Raw genomic sequence first — 14,113 nt, forward strand, 5'->3', positions numbered from 1 at the left:
CGTTTCTCCGATCGAAAGTCATTCCGAGGTGGCGTCGTGGGAGTTCGCGATCGTCAGAGCCGCGTTCACGAGCGCCAGGTGACTGAGTCCCTGCGGGAAGTTACCCAGGAACGAGGAATCCGAAGCATCGATCATTTCGCTGTAGAGACCGACGTCGTTGGACATCTCGACCAACTCGTCCATCAGGGCCTTCGCCTCGCCATCACGTCCGACGCACGCCAACGCGGATACTCGCCAGAATGCGCATGCGACGAACGTCGCTTCCTCTTTGTCGACACCGCTGTACCGGTAGAGGAGTGGTCCGGCGCCGAGTTCTTCGCCGAGCGCATCGATGGTCGACGACAAGCGTTGTCCGCGATCGTAATTCATCTCTGCAGCCAGCAGCACCGACGCGTCGAGTCCCGTCGCACCCGGGTACGCCATGTACGCCTGACGTTCCTCCGACCAGCACTCGGTCTCCACGAAGTCTCGAATGCGTTCCTTCTCGGCCCGCCACCGGTCCGCCACGCCGGGGATCTGTCCGATCTCGGCAAGATGAACGGCACAGTCGAGCGCCTGCCAGCAACCGAGCTTCGAGCTGGTGTAGTGCCGCTCCTCCTCCAGCTCCCAGATGCCCGCATCCCGGCGCTGCCACGAGTCGCACGCCTCGTCGGCGATCATGGCGAGGAGCCTGCCGGTGGCCGCGTCGAGAATGTTGCCCGCGTCGACGTACAACCGCACGATCGAGAACAGGTCACCGAAGATGCCCAGCTGCAATTGATCTGCAGCTCGGTTGCCGTTCACGACGGGTCCGATACCGCGCCACCCCGGAACGTCCGGTTGCTCCGTACCGCCCGGCACTTCCCCACCGAGCGTGTAGAACACGCCGACGAGAGGGTCGTTGGCGCGAATGACCTTCAGCAGCCACGCAACTGCGGCGTGCACCTCCTCGCGCATGCCGAATCTGAGCATCGCGCGAATGGTGTACGCCGTGTCGCGTACCCACGCGTAGCGATAGTCCCAGTTCTTTCCGCCGGTTCGATTCTCCGGCAACGACGTCGTCGCAGCTGCGGCAATGGCACCGGAGGGCGAGTGCAGCAACAGTTTCAACGCGAGCGCGCTGCGCTCGACGTGATCGGCCCACGGTCCGTCGTACGAGAATTCCTCGGACCACACCCGCCAATTGCCGATGGTTCGGTCGACACCGTCGTCGACCTTGACCGGGTCTGGAAGATGCAGCGGTTCGCTCTCGGTTCCGACCAGTCCGACGAGGTGGCGCGACTCGGATGATGTCGTGAAAGTTCCTGCGATGCTTTGAGTTCGGATCGACACGTCATCTGCGTTCAGTGTTCGGACAGCCATCGTGAGACCGTCCGCGCGAAGTACGGTGCCATGGTCGGTGTCGTACGCCCACGGCGATGTACTGCCCATCATCGTGCCCGGCGCGACACACCATTCCATCTCCACCGAGCCATCGACGCCGTCCACTCGCCGTGCGAGTTCCACCCACGGAAGTCGTCCTGCGACACCGGTATTGAGCGAATCCACGACGCGCACGGTTCCCGACGCCGTCGTGTAGAGCGTCGACAGCACGTTGGTTCCGCTGACGAATTCACGTTCGACCGTATAGGCCTCGGTGGGATTCAGTGAGAACGATCCGCCGTGCTCGGCGTCGAGCAACGCCGCGAACGGCGGCGGTGAATCGAGATTCGGCAGCGGAAGCCAGTCGATTCTGCCGTCGTCGGCGATGAGCGCAACGGTACGACCGTCGCCGATTGCCGCGTAGTTCTCGATGGCGACGTAGTCACGATCACGACTCATGCGTCGATCAGTCTCCCGATGGCGCTGCCGGCGACTTTGTCGAGCAGGTCGGCCGGATCCTCGTACACCTCGTCGGCGCCCGCAGCGCGCAATTCGGCATCGGGAATGCCGCCGCTGCGCACGGCAATGCACGAGACGCCTGCCTGACGCGACGCCTTCATGTCCCACACGCTGTCACCCACGAGCAGGGCGTCTTCGGGCGCGACGTGCGCACGCTGCAGCGCGACGTCGACGATCTCCGGATCGGGCTTCGCGTCCTCGGCATCCTCGGACGACGTCACGACCGACACGATGTCCTCGACGTCCAGAAGATCACGCAACGTCGCGAGTTCGGATTCCGGCGCCGACGTCGCGAGCACCACCGTCAGTCCGTCGTCCTCGATGCGGTGCAGCAGCTCACGCGCACCGGGAAGGATCTGCAGACGACCGCTCGCGGCACCGTAGTAATCGCTGTGGAGATCTTTGGCTTCCAGCGCGACGGCACTGTCGGCGGCACCGACGAGAGCCTCGAGAAGCTTGTCTCCGTCCATGCCGATACATCGGTGGATCTTCCACGACGGAACCGACACGCCCGCGTCGGCGAACGCGCGAGACCACGTGTCGACATGCACGTAATTGGAGTCCACGAGTGTGCCGTCGATATCGAACAGGACTGCGCGGGGACGTGGGGTCATTTTCCCGAACTACCCACCGGTTCGTTCGCCGAAACTCATGCGAAAGGGGACCCCTCTCGCGAGGAGTCCCCTTTTCGGTCGAAGAACGTCAGTCGACCTGTGCCTGCCACATCCAGTGCAACTGCTCGAGGCGAGCGGTGATACCGATGAGCAGGTCCTGCGTGACGGGATCGGCAGCCTCGGTGTCGGCGATGCGTGTACGCAGCCGGTCGATCACGGCAGCGAGATTGTCGACGACGGCTGCAGTGACCTCGTCGTCCTTGGTCCAACCGGTGCCGAAGCCCTTGGTCCCGGCCGTCGTCGAGACGGTCTCGGAGCGGCCATCGGGGCTCACGCCGATAGCGGTGGCGCGCTCTGCGGCCTCGTCGGTGAAATCACGTGCAGCAGTGACGAGTTCGTCCAGAGCGAGGTGCACGGACCGGAAGTTCTTTCCGATGACGTTCCAATGCGCCTGCTTGGCGATCAGCGACAGATCGATGAGGTCGACGACGGTGCCCTGCAGGGCATCTCCGGCGATCTTCTGCTGTCCGGCATCCAGGGTGCTGGTGATGGGATTGGTCATGATGCCTCCTTGTCGAAGAACGATTCTGGGTTGAACAACTGCACCGATCTCGGTGATGTTCCGGGCTGTGACGCGTCAGACCTTTTCGGCTTCGTCACCCGGTGTCGTCGGCGACTGGCTCGTCGTCGGAGCAGCATTGCCCTGTCCGGCGCGGACGCCTTCCTCGACCTTCTTGCCGAGATCGGCGTCGACATTGGTCCAGTACTCGAACACGCGCTGCAGCACCGGTTCGCTGACACCGTTCAGAGCGTGTCCGATGATGTTGCCTGCCAGTCGTTCTCGCTGAGCGTCGTCCATAACTTCACGTACGAGGATGCCCGCTTGGACGAAGTCGCCGTCCTCGGGGTGCTCGACGTAGCCGGTACGCACGAATCGCGGCTCGAAATCCCAGGATCCGTCGTCGCCGTACTTCGCGGTGTCGGCATGCGGACCACCGTACGAGTTGGGCGCGTACACCGGCGTGTCGGGAGAGTTGAACGCGTAGCGCATCGACCCCTCCTTCGAGTAGGTATTGACGGGCGCCTTCGGGGCGTTGACCGGCAGCTGCGCGTAGTTTGTTCCGATGCGGTACCGGTGCGCATCGGCGTACGAGAAGATGCGCCCGAGCAGCATCTTGTCCGGGCTGGCGGCGATACCGGGCACCAGATTCGACGGCTCGAAGGAGCTCTGCTCGATCTGCGCGAAGTAGTTCTCCGGGTTGCGGTTCAGCGTGAGCTTGCCGACCTTGATCTTCGGGTAGTCCTTCTGCGACCAGACCTTGGTGAGATCGAACGGGTTGTACTTGTAGCTCTCCGCGTCGTCGTACGGCATGACCTGGATGTAGAAGTCCCAGCTCGGGAAGTCGCCTTCCTTGATCGCGCCGAACAGGTCCTGACGGTGGTCGTCGGGAGAACTGCCCGCCAGTTCGTCGGCCTTCTCCTGCGTCAGGAAGTCGATGCCCTGGTTGGTCTTGAAGTGGAACTTGACCCAGGACCGCTCACCGGCCTCGTTGACGAACTGGTATGTGTGCGAACCGAATCCGTCCATGTGCCGGTAGCTGCGCGGGATACCGCGGTCTCCCATCAGCCACGTCACCTGGTGCGCGGACTCCGGCGACAGCGTCCAGAAGTCCCACTGCATGTCGTGATCGCGCAGACCGGAGTCGGGCAGGCGCTTCTGGCTCCGAATGAAGTCCTGGAACTTGATCGGATCCTTGACGAAGAACACCGGAGTGTTGTTGCCGACGAGGTCCCAATTGCCTTCCGTCGTATAGAATTTCAGCGCGAATCCACGGGGGTCACGCCAGGTGTCGGGGCTACCCTGCTCACCTGCGACCGTCGAGAAACGCGCCAGCGCCTCGGTGGTGACGCCCTTCTGCAGTGCAGCGGCTTTGGTGTACTGCGAGATGTCCTCGGTGATCTCGAGAACACCGAATGCGCCCGCGCCCTTGGCGTGCACGACGCGCTCGGGGACGCGTTCGCGGTTGAACTGGGCCATCTTCTCGATCAAGTAGTGATCGTGCAGCAGGATCGGGCCCTGCGTGCCTGCAGTCAGAGACTGGTCGTCACTGGGAACGGGTATTCCGGAATTGCTCGTCGTGGGCTTGGTCATGTGCAGCGCCTCCTGGTCGGTTGGCTGGATGCCGTCCGAGGGGCTGGCTCGGAAGGCAGGTACACGGTGAACGGAACTACGGGGTGCGTGCACCCGGGACCGGCGACGAATGCGTCGAGACACATTCGGAGCACAGCCCCCAGAACACGATCTCTGCCTCCTCGACGACGAATCCATGCGAATCCGACGGGTCGAGGCATGGCGCCGCGCCGATTGCGCAATCGACGTCGACCACTGTCTGGCATTTCCGACACACGAGGTGGTGATGGTTGTCGCCGATTCGGGTCTCGTACAGCGCAGGAGATCCAGCCGGTTCGATGCGTCGCAACAGGCCGGCGTTCACGCATGCACGAAGCACGTCGTACACCGCCTGCGTGGACACCGAGCCGACATCGGCCCGTACCACCGCTGCCACGTCGTCGGCGTCCGAATGCGGCCGGGCTGCGACCGCACTCAGGACTGCCACACGCGGACCGGTGACACGGAGGCCGACACTGCGCAGCAGCGCAGCCGGTTCCGTCGTCACGTCGTCCTTGGGCATGCGACCGAGTATGCCCCTTTTCTGGAATTAGTCAAGAAAAGCCCTCGTGAGTGTTTATGTATAGCCGTCAGGAGTGGAGCCTGCGGAACGACCCGCAGGCACTATACATATTCACTCACGTGGGCTGACCAGCCTCGAAGTCCCTGTCGACATCCGTCCGGACACGATCTGGAGCCCCGGATAGGTACCCGACTTCAGCCAGGAGCCCAGTGTCGGGCCCTGGGCACCGACCTTCACCCGGCACAGCTTCGCCTTGCCTGACAACGTCGAACCTGCGACTTGGAACTCGTCGTCGACGGGTTGTGCGAATCCCACTCCACCTCGGATCGGAAACGCAGGTCCGATCGGTCTCGCCGCCGCGTCCACCGACCATTCCTGAGTGGCCGCGCGCGACTCCCCCAGCACGTCGCCGTCGAACGTCGCGAGAACCTTCGGCAGATGCCAGTGCGTTCTGCCGCCGTGCACCGAACGAGCCGAGTCGACGGCGATGAACGGAACGGACATGCGCGGGAACGCACCGAGTCCGCCCCCGGGTCGTCGAAACGTCGGGCTCGCAAGGATTTCCCGATACGGCCCGACAGGCGACGTCAGATAGTCGACGACCATCACGATCGTGATCGGCACGGACTTCTCGGGAACGAGCTCGCGTCCCGATCGCGTGGCGCGATGCCACCAGATCGTCGCCCGAACGTCCGCAGGCCACGGTGGCGGAGGGCTGTCCGGCCACTCACCGTGATCGGCCTCGGACTCCATCACGCTCCACATGACGAACCTCTCTGCAGCAGTGGCAGTTTCAGCGCACCGGGTGCCGCGGCCGGCACCACCGGCCGTGACGGCTGAGTCGGGGTCGTCTCGCGATACGGCTCGCCGACGCCCGGGCGCGCGTCCTTCTCGCCCTTGTTCGGCCACAACGCCATCGCACGCTCGGCTTGGGCCGTGATGGTCAGCGACGGATTCACACCGAGATTCGCGCTGACGGCGGACCCGTCGACGACGTGCAGGCCGTCGTACCCGAACACGCGATGATACGCGTCGACGACGCCACGTTCTGCGGAATCGCCGATCGCGCACCCGCCGAGGAAGTGGGCCGTCATCGGGATGTCGACGACGTCGGCGATGGATCCGCCCGCATCTCCACCGATCTTGTCGGCGAGTAGTCGAATCGCTGTGTGCCCCTGCGGAATCCATTCCGGTGGTGGATCACCGGCACCTGGCCTGCTGGTGAGCGTGCGTCCGAACAGCCCCTTCTTCGAACCGAGTTCGAGCGAGTTGTCGTCGGTCTGCATGACCAGCGCGATGACGGTGCGCTCGGACCACCTGCGAACCGACAGGCTGCGCATCGCGGCACCAGGATGCCGTAGCGCGACGCCCAGTGTCTTCAGAATTCGTGGGGTCCTGCCGCCTCCGTCGCTCAGCACGGTCTGCAGCAGCCCGATCGCATTGCTGCCCTTGCCGTATCGAACCGGCTCGATGTGCGTGTGGTCGTCGGGGTGGAACGACGATGTGATCGCGACGCCCTCGGTGTAGTCGACCTCACGACCTCTCGCGGTGGCCGCGAGTACGGCTTCGGAGTTGGTGCGGACCAGACTCCCGATGCGGTCGGACAGTCCCGGAAGCTGACCGGTCTCCTTCATCGCCAGCATCAGCTTCTGGGTGCCGTACGTGCCTGCCGCGAACACCACCTGGTCGGCCGTCATCACCGTCTCCGCGCGCCGCACCTTGCCGCCTGTCCGACGCGTCACCACCTGGTAGCCGCCGCCCTCGGCCGGCCGGACCGCAGTGACCGTCGTCAGCGGAAACACCTCTGCCCCAGCTTGTTCAGCGAGGTACAGGTAGTTCTTGACGAGCGTATTCTTGGCACCGACGCGGCATCCCGTCATACACGAGCCGCATTCGGTGCACCCGGTTCGCGCCGGCCCGACGCCTCCGAAGAACGGATCGGGGCTGGTCTTGCCTGCTTCCCCGAAGAACACTCCGACGGGGGTGCTCGTGAAGGTCTCGCCGACGCCCATGTCGTCGGCGACTTCCTTCATGACCTTGTCCGACGGCGTGATCGTCGGATTGGTCTCGACGCCGAGCATACGTTTGGCCTGGTCGTAGTACGGAGCGAGTTCGCGGTGCCAGTCGGTGATGTGCCCCCACTGCGGGTCTTCGAAGAAGCGCTTCGGTGGCTGGTACAGCGTGTTCGCGTAGTTGAGTGATCCGCCGCCGACGCCAGCGCCTGCCATGACCAGCACATCCGGGAGCAGGTGGATACGTTGCACGCCATAACATCCCAGCGCGGGTGCCCACAAGTACTTTCGCAGCCGCCAGCTCGTCTTGGGCAGTTCGTCGTCGGCGAACCGTCGTCCCGATTCGAGAACGCCGACGCGGTAACCCTTCTCGGTTGCCCGCAGCGCGGCGACGCTTCCGCCGAAGCCGGATCCGATGACGAGAACGTCGAAATCGCTCATACCGTCGTACCTTTCGCTGCAGGGATGGCGTCGTACTCGGCGACGTCGAACGTGCGGGTCGAATTCCGGAAGGTGAAGGTGTACGTGGGCCACATCACGGGATTGCGACCCTCGGAGTCGAGATACCAACTCGAGCAGCCGCCCGCGTTCCAGACAGTGCCGGAGAGTGAGTCGTGGATCCACGAGTTGTACTGCTGTTGAGACTCTTTCATGACGTCGACCACCTCGAGGCCGTGGTGCCGCATCTGACGTAGCGCCGACACGAGGTAGTTCGCCTGTGACTCGAGCATGTAGACGATGGAGCTGTGTCCCAGGTTCGTGTTGGGGCCGTACATCAGGAACAGGTTCGGGAAGCCGTGCACCGTCGTGCCGCGGTAGGCATTCGGGCTGCCGCCCCAGACCTCGGCCAGCGTCCGGCCATCGGTGCCGCGCAACGCGTGAGACACAGGCGGTTCCGTCGGAGTGAATCCGGTCGCGAAAATGATGGTGTCGACGTCGTATTCGTTGCCGTGGGCATCGACGACGGAGTTCTCGGTGACGGCAGCCAGCCCACTGTCGACGAGGTCCACGTCGTCGCGATCCAACGTCGACAGCCAGTCGTTGGACAGCAGAATGCGCTTGCAGCCCACCATGAAATCGGGCGTCAGAGCGGCACGTTTCACATGGTTCTTCACCTGCCTACGCAAGTGAAACTTCGCGACGTTCGACACCAGCGGAAGAATGCCCGGGTGGTGTGCGAGTGCGCTGACGTAGATCTCCCGATAGCCGTAGATGATGCCGCGTACCGCTTTCTGCGTCTTCGGGAAGCGGCGGTACATGGCTTTCTCGAGCTTGCCGAGCGTCCGATCGAGCCGCGGAACGACCCACGCGGGCGTGCGCTGAAAGACCGTCAGACGTGTTGCGCGATCGGCTATTTCGGGAACGAACTGTACGGCGGATGCACCGGTACCGATCACTGCGACGCGTTCACCCGTCAGGTCGTGGTCGTGATTCCACGTCGCCGAATGGAACATAGTGCCGGTGAACTTCTCGATCCCCGGCACCGACGGCAGTTTCGGTGTCGACAGTGCCCCGGTCGCGGCCACGAGAACCTGGGCGGTGACCGTGCCCCGTGACGTTTCGGCGATCCACCGCTGGCTTCCCGAATCCCATGTCGCCGAGATCAACTCACATCCGGTGACGATTCGTCCCCTGATCCCCAGCGAGTCGACGACGCCGCGCAGGTACCGGTGGATCTCGGGCTGCCGCGCGAACGTGTGCGTCCAGTCCGGACTCGGCGCGAAGGAGAACGAGTACAGCGACGTCGGTACATCGCACGCGCAGCCGGGATAGGTGTTGTCGCGCCACGTACCTCCGATGTCGTCGGCGCGCTCGATGACGACGACGTCGGACGTCGGGTCGTCGTCGAGAATCCGTGCTGCGGCTGCGATTCCGGCGAAACCTGCACCCACCACGAGCACGTGAACGGAGTCGGGCAGCGTCATTGCATCACCTTCTCTTCCCATGCCGGCAGAAGCCGGGCACGTAGGGTGGCGTCGGATTCCTGGGTTCTGAACAGCGCCGACACCGCGAGACCGCGGGCCAGTTCGACACTGAGTTCGATCGATTCGGTGCTCATGCGGCTGCCCATGATGGCTGTCGCGCCGCCCATGATCGCGTCGGACACGCGTCGTTCGAGGGGGATCATGGCCTCGTGCAGAGCCGGATCGGTCCTCGCCGCGACCCACAGTTCGAGCGCGGCGTAGAACAGAGGGCCCGAGAACGCTTCGCTGAGCACCTCGACCCCGCGTTCGGGGTCCGGATCCGCCGCGAGGATCTCCGCGAGCCGCTTGTCCACGAGGTGGCCGACCGCAGCCGTGACCAGGGATTCCTTCGTGGGAAAGTGATGCAGCTGCGCGCCACGGGACACACCGGCGCGTCGCGCGATCTCTTGAGTGCTCGTCTTGGCGAAGCCGAGCTCGACCAGGCAGTCGATGGCAGCGTCCAGCAGTTTGGTCTGGGTGCCTGCCGTGCGCTCGGCCTGTGTGCGTCGTGCTGCATCAGTGCTCTGGGTCACACGAGCGACGATAGCGCGGAATCAACAAACAGTCCAGACTGACTTTAAGTTGGATTCGGTGAGCGAAGGCCTCATTCGGTCACTTGAAGTGACCAAATGTCACATTCGGTCTCCCCGGCCCCGCGAATCCCCAGCCCCGTCGAAATCCCCAGCCCCGTCGAAATCCCCAGCCCCGCGTCAGCGCACCAGCCGATACCGCAGCATCATCTCGTGATCCTCGTGGTCCAGCATGTGGCAGTGCCACATGTACCCCTGCAATTCAGAACTGCCACCATGATGCCCGTGAGTCATGTTCCCACCCACTTCATGCCCACCCGCCGGCGCGGAAAACGTAGCGTCCGGGTCGAATCCGAGTTCGTCGGCGGACGGAAAGCGGACGAGGATGCGCGTCACCGTGCCCGGGTAGGTGTTGACCGTGTCCTTCGCGCCGGCCTCCCAGGCAGCGGGTGGTGCCAGTGGGCCGGTGACGTACCGCTCGACGTCGGGTGCCCACTTGATCCCGACGTCGGGCCGCGGGTTGTCCCGCGTGTACGCAGCGAGGTCGATCGGGGCTCTCCCCAACGTCCGGAAATGCACCAGGTGCAGGTGAATCGGGTGCGGCTCGACCGTCGTGTTGACGATGTTCCATTGCTCGACGGTTCCCTGCGCCGGCATCTCGATGTCCGGCGAGCTGTAGTAGAGGTTGTTCAGATTCATCATCGGCGTGGCCAGCGACAACCCGGTCGACGGTTGGTTGACCGTGACGGTCCGCGCGGCCGTCGGCGTCGGCATCGGCGGCAACAGCGCCGGTTGGCCCTTGCCGCCTCGGTACATCGTCATGACGTCACCGATGAACCCGCGTCCCGACGCCACCCTGAACTGGCAGAACAGCGGCATCGGTACCGCTCCCAGCGACGCGGCCTGCGCTGGAGGGGGTTCGTCGTTGCGCAGTTCGACGACCTCGCCGGGTTGCAGTGCTCCGAAGTCGACGAGCACATCGACGCGTTCCGCCGGGGCCAGCCGGACACTGTCGGTCATGACGGGAGCGTCAAGGAGTCCCGCGTCGTTCCCGATCACCCAGAATCGCATTCTGTTGCTCAAGAACAGATTCCAGACACTGTACGATCCCGCGTTGACGATGCGGAAGCGATACAGCCCGCGTGCGACCTCCATCGTCGGCCAGATCTTTCCGTTGACGACGCCGACGTCTCCGGTGCCTCCGCCTTCCCACCTCCCTTGCGGGACAGTGATGTTGGTACGGATGCTCATGCTGCCGTCGGGATTCATGATCTTCTCCTGCAGCAGCAGGGGAACTTCGAACTCACCCGACGGCAGTCCGAGCGAATTGCTCGCCAGACCCGAATCGTAGTGATCGCGAACCAGATTGATGCCGGCGAGCCCTGCATAGACGTTGATGCGCGTCATCGACATCGCGTGGTCGTGGTACCACAGGCCGGCTGCCTCGTTCAGACCCGGAAAGCTGTGTGTCAGTGACTCACCCGGGCGGACCAGCATCTCGGAATGGCCATCGCTGGCGGGCGGAGTGATGCTGCCGTGCATGTGCAACGACGTCGGCGTCATGTGCCGATCGTGTTCGCTCATCATGTGCAACGACGTATCTATGTCCGCGGCAAGCGGATTACCTGTGGTGCTGTTGGTGTACTGCAGTGTCCAGGGCTGCCCTTGCACACTCTCGATGGTCGGACCGAGGTAGTCGAGTTCGCCGTATCCGAACGTCGGACCGGGCGGGAGGTCGGCATGGAACGAGTGGGCGCCGCTGTGCGCATCCAAGGCCAGCTGGGTTCCGGAGACGACCGGCAACCGCGGCACCTCGTCGACAAAGGGCCGAAGCGGTGGCGAGTGGAACAGGAGCGGGCTGTGGCCGCTGAAGATGTCGTCGGCTCCGGCGCGTCGAACGGCAGGAATCAGTGCGGCGGCAGCGCCGAACGCGGCCAGGCGAATCGCAGTCCTGCGGGACATTCCATCCACGGGCACCCCTCCCCGGGTGACCGTAACAGGCGCTCCGTGCACGTGCATAGAAATACATAGCCCGCTATGTATTTCTATGCACGTGCGGCGAAGCCGCCTACACCAACAACTCGGCGATCTGAATCGTGTTCAGCGCAGCGCCCTTGCGCAGGTTGTCACCCGAGACGAAGAGGGCGAGTCCGCGTCCCTCGGGAGCGCCCGGGTCCTGACGGATCCTGCCCACCAGAGATGCGTCCTTGCCCGCAGCCTCGAGCGGCGTGGGCACATCGACGAGAGAAACGCCGGGTGCCGACGCCAGTAGCTCGCGCGCACGCTCGACGGACAGCGGGGTCGCAAATTCTGCGTTGATCGACAGCGAGTGCCCGGTGAACACTGGGACACGCACGCAGGTGCCGCTGACCAGCAGGTCGGGAAGTCCGAGGATCTTGCGCGACTCGTTGCGCAGCTTCTGGTCCTCGTCGGTCTCGCCGGATCCGTCGTCGACCAGCGCACCCGCCAATGGCAGGACGTTGAACGCGATGGGCGCGACGTACTTGTTCGGCGCCGGGAAATCGACCGCCGAACCGTCGTGCACCAGCTTTTCGGCATCTCCGATGACGGCGCGCGCCTGCGTCGCCAGTTCCTCGACGCCTGCCAGGCCACTACCGGAGACTGCCTGGTAGCTCGAGACGATCAGACGCTGCAGGCCTGCCTCGTCGTGCAGCACCTTGAGCACCGGCATGGCGGCCATCGTGGTGCAGTTCGGGTTGGCGATGATGCCCTTCGGCGGGTTCTTCGCCTCCTCGGGGTTCACTTCGCTGACGACGAGCGGAACCTCGGGGTCCTTGCGGAACGCCGACGAGTTGTCGATGACGACGGCGCCTGCCGCGGCGAATCGCGGTGCCTGCTCGCGCGACAGCGTGGCGCCCGCGGAGAACAGTGCGATGTCGATTCCGGCGAGGTCTGCGGTCGACGCGTCCTCGACGATGATCTCCTCGCCGCGGAACGGCAGCTTCTTGCCCGCCGAGCGCGCCGACGCGAAGAACCGCACGGTGTCGGCGGGAAAGTTGCGCTCTTCCAACAGGGTTCGCATGACGGCGCCGACCTGACCGGTCGCGCCGACGACTGCAACTGTGGTCATCGTCCTGTACCTCCATGTACGACGGCTTCTTCGTCGCCGCCGAGATCGAATGCCTCGTGCAGTACGCGGACTGCGTCGTCGAGCTGAGTGTCACTGACCAGCACGGAGATTCGGATCTCCGACGTGCTGATGAGGTCGATGTTGACGCCTGCGTCGGCGAGCGACTCGCAGAACGTCGCGGTGACGCCGGGGTGGCTCTTCATCCCTGCGCCGACGAGCGAGACCTTGCCGATGTGGTCGTCGTAGAGCACCTGCGCGAAGCCGATCTCGGTCTGCAGCTTCGTCAGCTTCTCCACGGCCGTCGGGCCGTCGGCCTTGGGGCACGTGAAGGTGATGTCGGTCTTGCCGGTGTCGACCTTCGACACGCCCTGCAGCACCATGTCGATGTTGATCTCGGAGTCGGCGACCGCCCGGAAGATCTTGGCCGCGTAACCGGGGCTGTCGGGGATGCCGACGACGGTGACCTTGGCTTCGCTTCGATCGTGCGCGACGCCGGTGAGAATGGCTTCTTCCACTGGAATGTCCTCCATAGATCCGGAGACGATGGTTCCGGGTTTCGTGGTGTACGACGACCGAACGTGTACGGGAACGTTGTAGCGACGCGCGTATTCGACGCAGCGCAGCATGAGCACCTTCGCGCCGCATGCAGCCATTTCGAGCATCTCCTCGAACGAGACGGTGTCGAGGTGGCGTGCGTTGGGGACGATGCGCGGGTCGGCGGTGAAGATGCCGTCGACGTCGGTGTAGATCTCGCAGACGTCGGCGTTCAGCGCCGCTGCCAGCGCGACGGCCGTCGTGTCCGAGCCACCGCGTCCGAGCGTCGTGACGTCCTTGCTGTCCTGGCTGACGCCCTGGAAGCCCGCGACGAGCACGATCGATCCCTCGTCGAGGGCGTCGCGGACGCGTCCCGGAGTGACGTCGATGATCTTGGCGTTGCCGTGCACGCTCGTCGTGACGACGCCGGCCTGCGAGCCGGTGAAGGACCGCGCCTCGGCGCCGAGCGAGTGAATGGCCATTGCGACGAGGGCGTTGGAGATGCGCTCCCCCGACGTCAGCAGCATGTCCATCTCGCGCGCAGGCGGTGCCGGGCAGACCTGCTCGGCCAGGTCGAGGAGCTCGTCGGTGGTATCACCCATGGCGGAAACCACGACTACGACGTCGTTGCCCGCCTTTTTGGTCTCGACGATTCGTTCAGCAACGCGTCGGATACGTTCGGCGGTAGCCACCGACGATCCACCGTACTTCTGGACGATGAGAGCCACGCGTGTGTACCTCCGCTGTTATCGCTTGGTTCAAGGCAGTGATCGACGTACACCTTACCGGTGAGGCTCCCGGCACCGGCGGCCGCT

12 protein-coding genes are annotated in these 14,113 nt (G+C 64.3%); all 12 read right to left on the reverse strand.

Annotated elements, in window-relative coordinates; translation table 11 throughout:
* Positions 1 to 18 precede the first annotated feature (18 nt).
* The 12 genes from CHB96_RS06025 to CHB96_RS06080 all read right to left on the reverse strand — a co-directional run bounded on the left by CHB96_RS06025 (position 19) and on the right by CHB96_RS06080 (position 14,026).
* Positions 19 to 1,800, reverse strand: a complete 1,782-nt coding sequence (locus CHB96_RS06025) for a glycoside hydrolase family 15 protein (protein WP_089244113.1) — start codon at positions 1,798 to 1,800, stop codon at positions 19 to 21.
* A complete protein-coding gene (locus CHB96_RS06030; protein ID WP_089244115.1) occupies positions 1,797 to 2,474 on the reverse strand; it encodes an HAD family hydrolase in 678 nt (225 codons plus the stop codon). Before CHB96_RS06030 ends, CHB96_RS06025 begins: the two co-directional genes overlap by 4 nt.
* Positions 2,475 to 2,562: 88 nt before the next feature.
* Positions 2,563 to 3,036, reverse strand: a complete 474-nt coding sequence (locus tag CHB96_RS06035; RefSeq protein ID WP_089244117.1) for a Dps family protein — start codon at positions 3,034 to 3,036, stop codon at positions 2,563 to 2,565.
* A 75-nt stretch (positions 3,037 to 3,111) separates the two neighbouring features.
* Positions 3,112 to 4,626 carry a catalase gene (locus CHB96_RS06040; RefSeq protein WP_089244119.1) on the reverse strand — a complete coding sequence of 505 codons (1,515 nt, stop codon included), beginning with the start codon at positions 4,624 to 4,626 and terminating at the stop codon, positions 3,112 to 3,114.
* 76 nt (positions 4,627 to 4,702) lie between these two features.
* The gene (locus CHB96_RS06045) at positions 4,703 to 5,167 is read right to left on the reverse strand and encodes a Fur family transcriptional regulator (protein ID WP_089244121.1); all 465 of its coding nucleotides are present in this window, start codon (positions 5,165 to 5,167) and stop codon (positions 4,703 to 4,705) included.
* A 111-nt stretch (positions 5,168 to 5,278) separates the two neighbouring features.
* Positions 5,279 to 5,932, reverse strand: a complete 654-nt coding sequence (locus CHB96_RS06050) for an acetoacetate decarboxylase family protein (RefSeq protein WP_089244123.1) — start codon at positions 5,930 to 5,932, stop codon at positions 5,279 to 5,281.
* Complete coding sequence (locus CHB96_RS06055) at positions 5,920 to 7,620, reverse strand: GMC family oxidoreductase (RefSeq protein WP_089244125.1); 1,701 nt, start codon at positions 7,618 to 7,620, stop codon at positions 5,920 to 5,922. The genes CHB96_RS06050 and CHB96_RS06055 overlap by 13 nt, the downstream gene beginning before the upstream one ends.
* Positions 7,617 to 9,104, reverse strand: coding sequence for a flavin-containing monooxygenase (locus tag CHB96_RS06060; protein ID WP_089244127.1), 1,488 nt, complete (start codon positions 9,102 to 9,104; stop codon positions 7,617 to 7,619). Before CHB96_RS06060 ends, CHB96_RS06055 begins: the two co-directional genes overlap by 4 nt.
* Positions 9,101 to 9,676: a TetR/AcrR family transcriptional regulator gene (locus CHB96_RS06065; RefSeq protein ID WP_089244129.1), complete on the reverse strand. Its 576-nt coding sequence runs from the start codon at positions 9,674 to 9,676 to the stop codon at positions 9,101 to 9,103. Before CHB96_RS06065 ends, CHB96_RS06060 begins: the two co-directional genes overlap by 4 nt.
* Before the next feature lie 177 nt (positions 9,677 to 9,853).
* Positions 9,854 to 11,635, reverse strand: a complete 1,782-nt coding sequence (locus CHB96_RS06070) for a multicopper oxidase family protein (protein ID WP_371828991.1) — start codon at positions 11,633 to 11,635, stop codon at positions 9,854 to 9,856.
* Between the two features lie 106 nt (positions 11,636 to 11,741).
* Positions 11,742 to 12,764: an aspartate-semialdehyde dehydrogenase gene (locus CHB96_RS06075; protein WP_089244133.1), complete on the reverse strand. Its 1,023-nt coding sequence runs from the start codon at positions 12,762 to 12,764 to the stop codon at positions 11,742 to 11,744.
* On the reverse strand, positions 12,761 to 14,026 hold the full coding sequence (locus CHB96_RS06080; protein ID WP_089244135.1) for an aspartate kinase: 1,266 nt from the start codon (positions 14,024 to 14,026) through the stop codon (positions 12,761 to 12,763). Before CHB96_RS06080 ends, CHB96_RS06075 begins: the two co-directional genes overlap by 4 nt.
* Between the last annotated feature and the right edge of the window lie 87 nt (positions 14,027 to 14,113).

It is taken from the genome of Rhodococcoides kyotonense (assembly GCF_900188125.1).
Lineage (GTDB): Bacteria > Actinomycetota > Actinomycetes > Mycobacteriales > Mycobacteriaceae > Rhodococcoides > Rhodococcoides kyotonense.

What these genes read in the sequence shown, in the direction of transcription:
- CHB96_RS06025 (WP_089244113.1), bottom strand. Translation starts at nt 1,800, where the DNA reads ATGAGTCGTGATCGTGACTACGTCGCCATCGAGAACTACGCGGCAATC.
- CHB96_RS06075 (WP_089244133.1), bottom strand. Translation starts at nt 12,764, where the DNA reads ATGACCACAGTTGCAGTCGTCGGCGCGACCGGTCAGGTCGGCGCCGTC.
- CHB96_RS06030 (WP_089244115.1), bottom strand. Translation starts at nt 2,474, where the DNA reads ATGACCCCACGTCCCCGCGCAGTCCTGTTCGATATCGACGGCACACTC.
- CHB96_RS06045 (WP_089244121.1), bottom strand. Translation starts at nt 5,167, where the DNA reads ATGCCCAAGGACGACGTGACGACGGAACCGGCTGCGCTGCTGCGCAGT.
- CHB96_RS06055 (WP_089244125.1), bottom strand. Translation starts at nt 7,620, where the DNA reads ATGAGCGATTTCGACGTTCTCGTCATCGGATCCGGCTTCGGCGGAAGC.
- CHB96_RS06040 (WP_089244119.1), bottom strand. Translation starts at nt 4,626, where the DNA reads ATGACCAAGCCCACGACGAGCAATTCCGGAATACCCGTTCCCAGTGAC.
- CHB96_RS06060 (WP_089244127.1), bottom strand. Translation starts at nt 9,104, where the DNA reads ATGACGCTGCCCGACTCCGTTCACGTGCTCGTGGTGGGTGCAGGTTTC.
- CHB96_RS06035 (WP_089244117.1), bottom strand. Translation starts at nt 3,036, where the DNA reads ATGACCAATCCCATCACCAGCACCCTGGATGCCGGACAGCAGAAGATC.
- CHB96_RS06050 (WP_089244123.1), bottom strand. Translation starts at nt 5,932, where the DNA reads ATGTGGAGCGTGATGGAGTCCGAGGCCGATCACGGTGAGTGGCCGGAC.
- CHB96_RS06070 (WP_371828991.1), bottom strand. Translation starts at nt 11,635, where the DNA reads ATGTCCCGCAGGACTGCGATTCGCCTGGCCGCGTTCGGCGCTGCCGCC.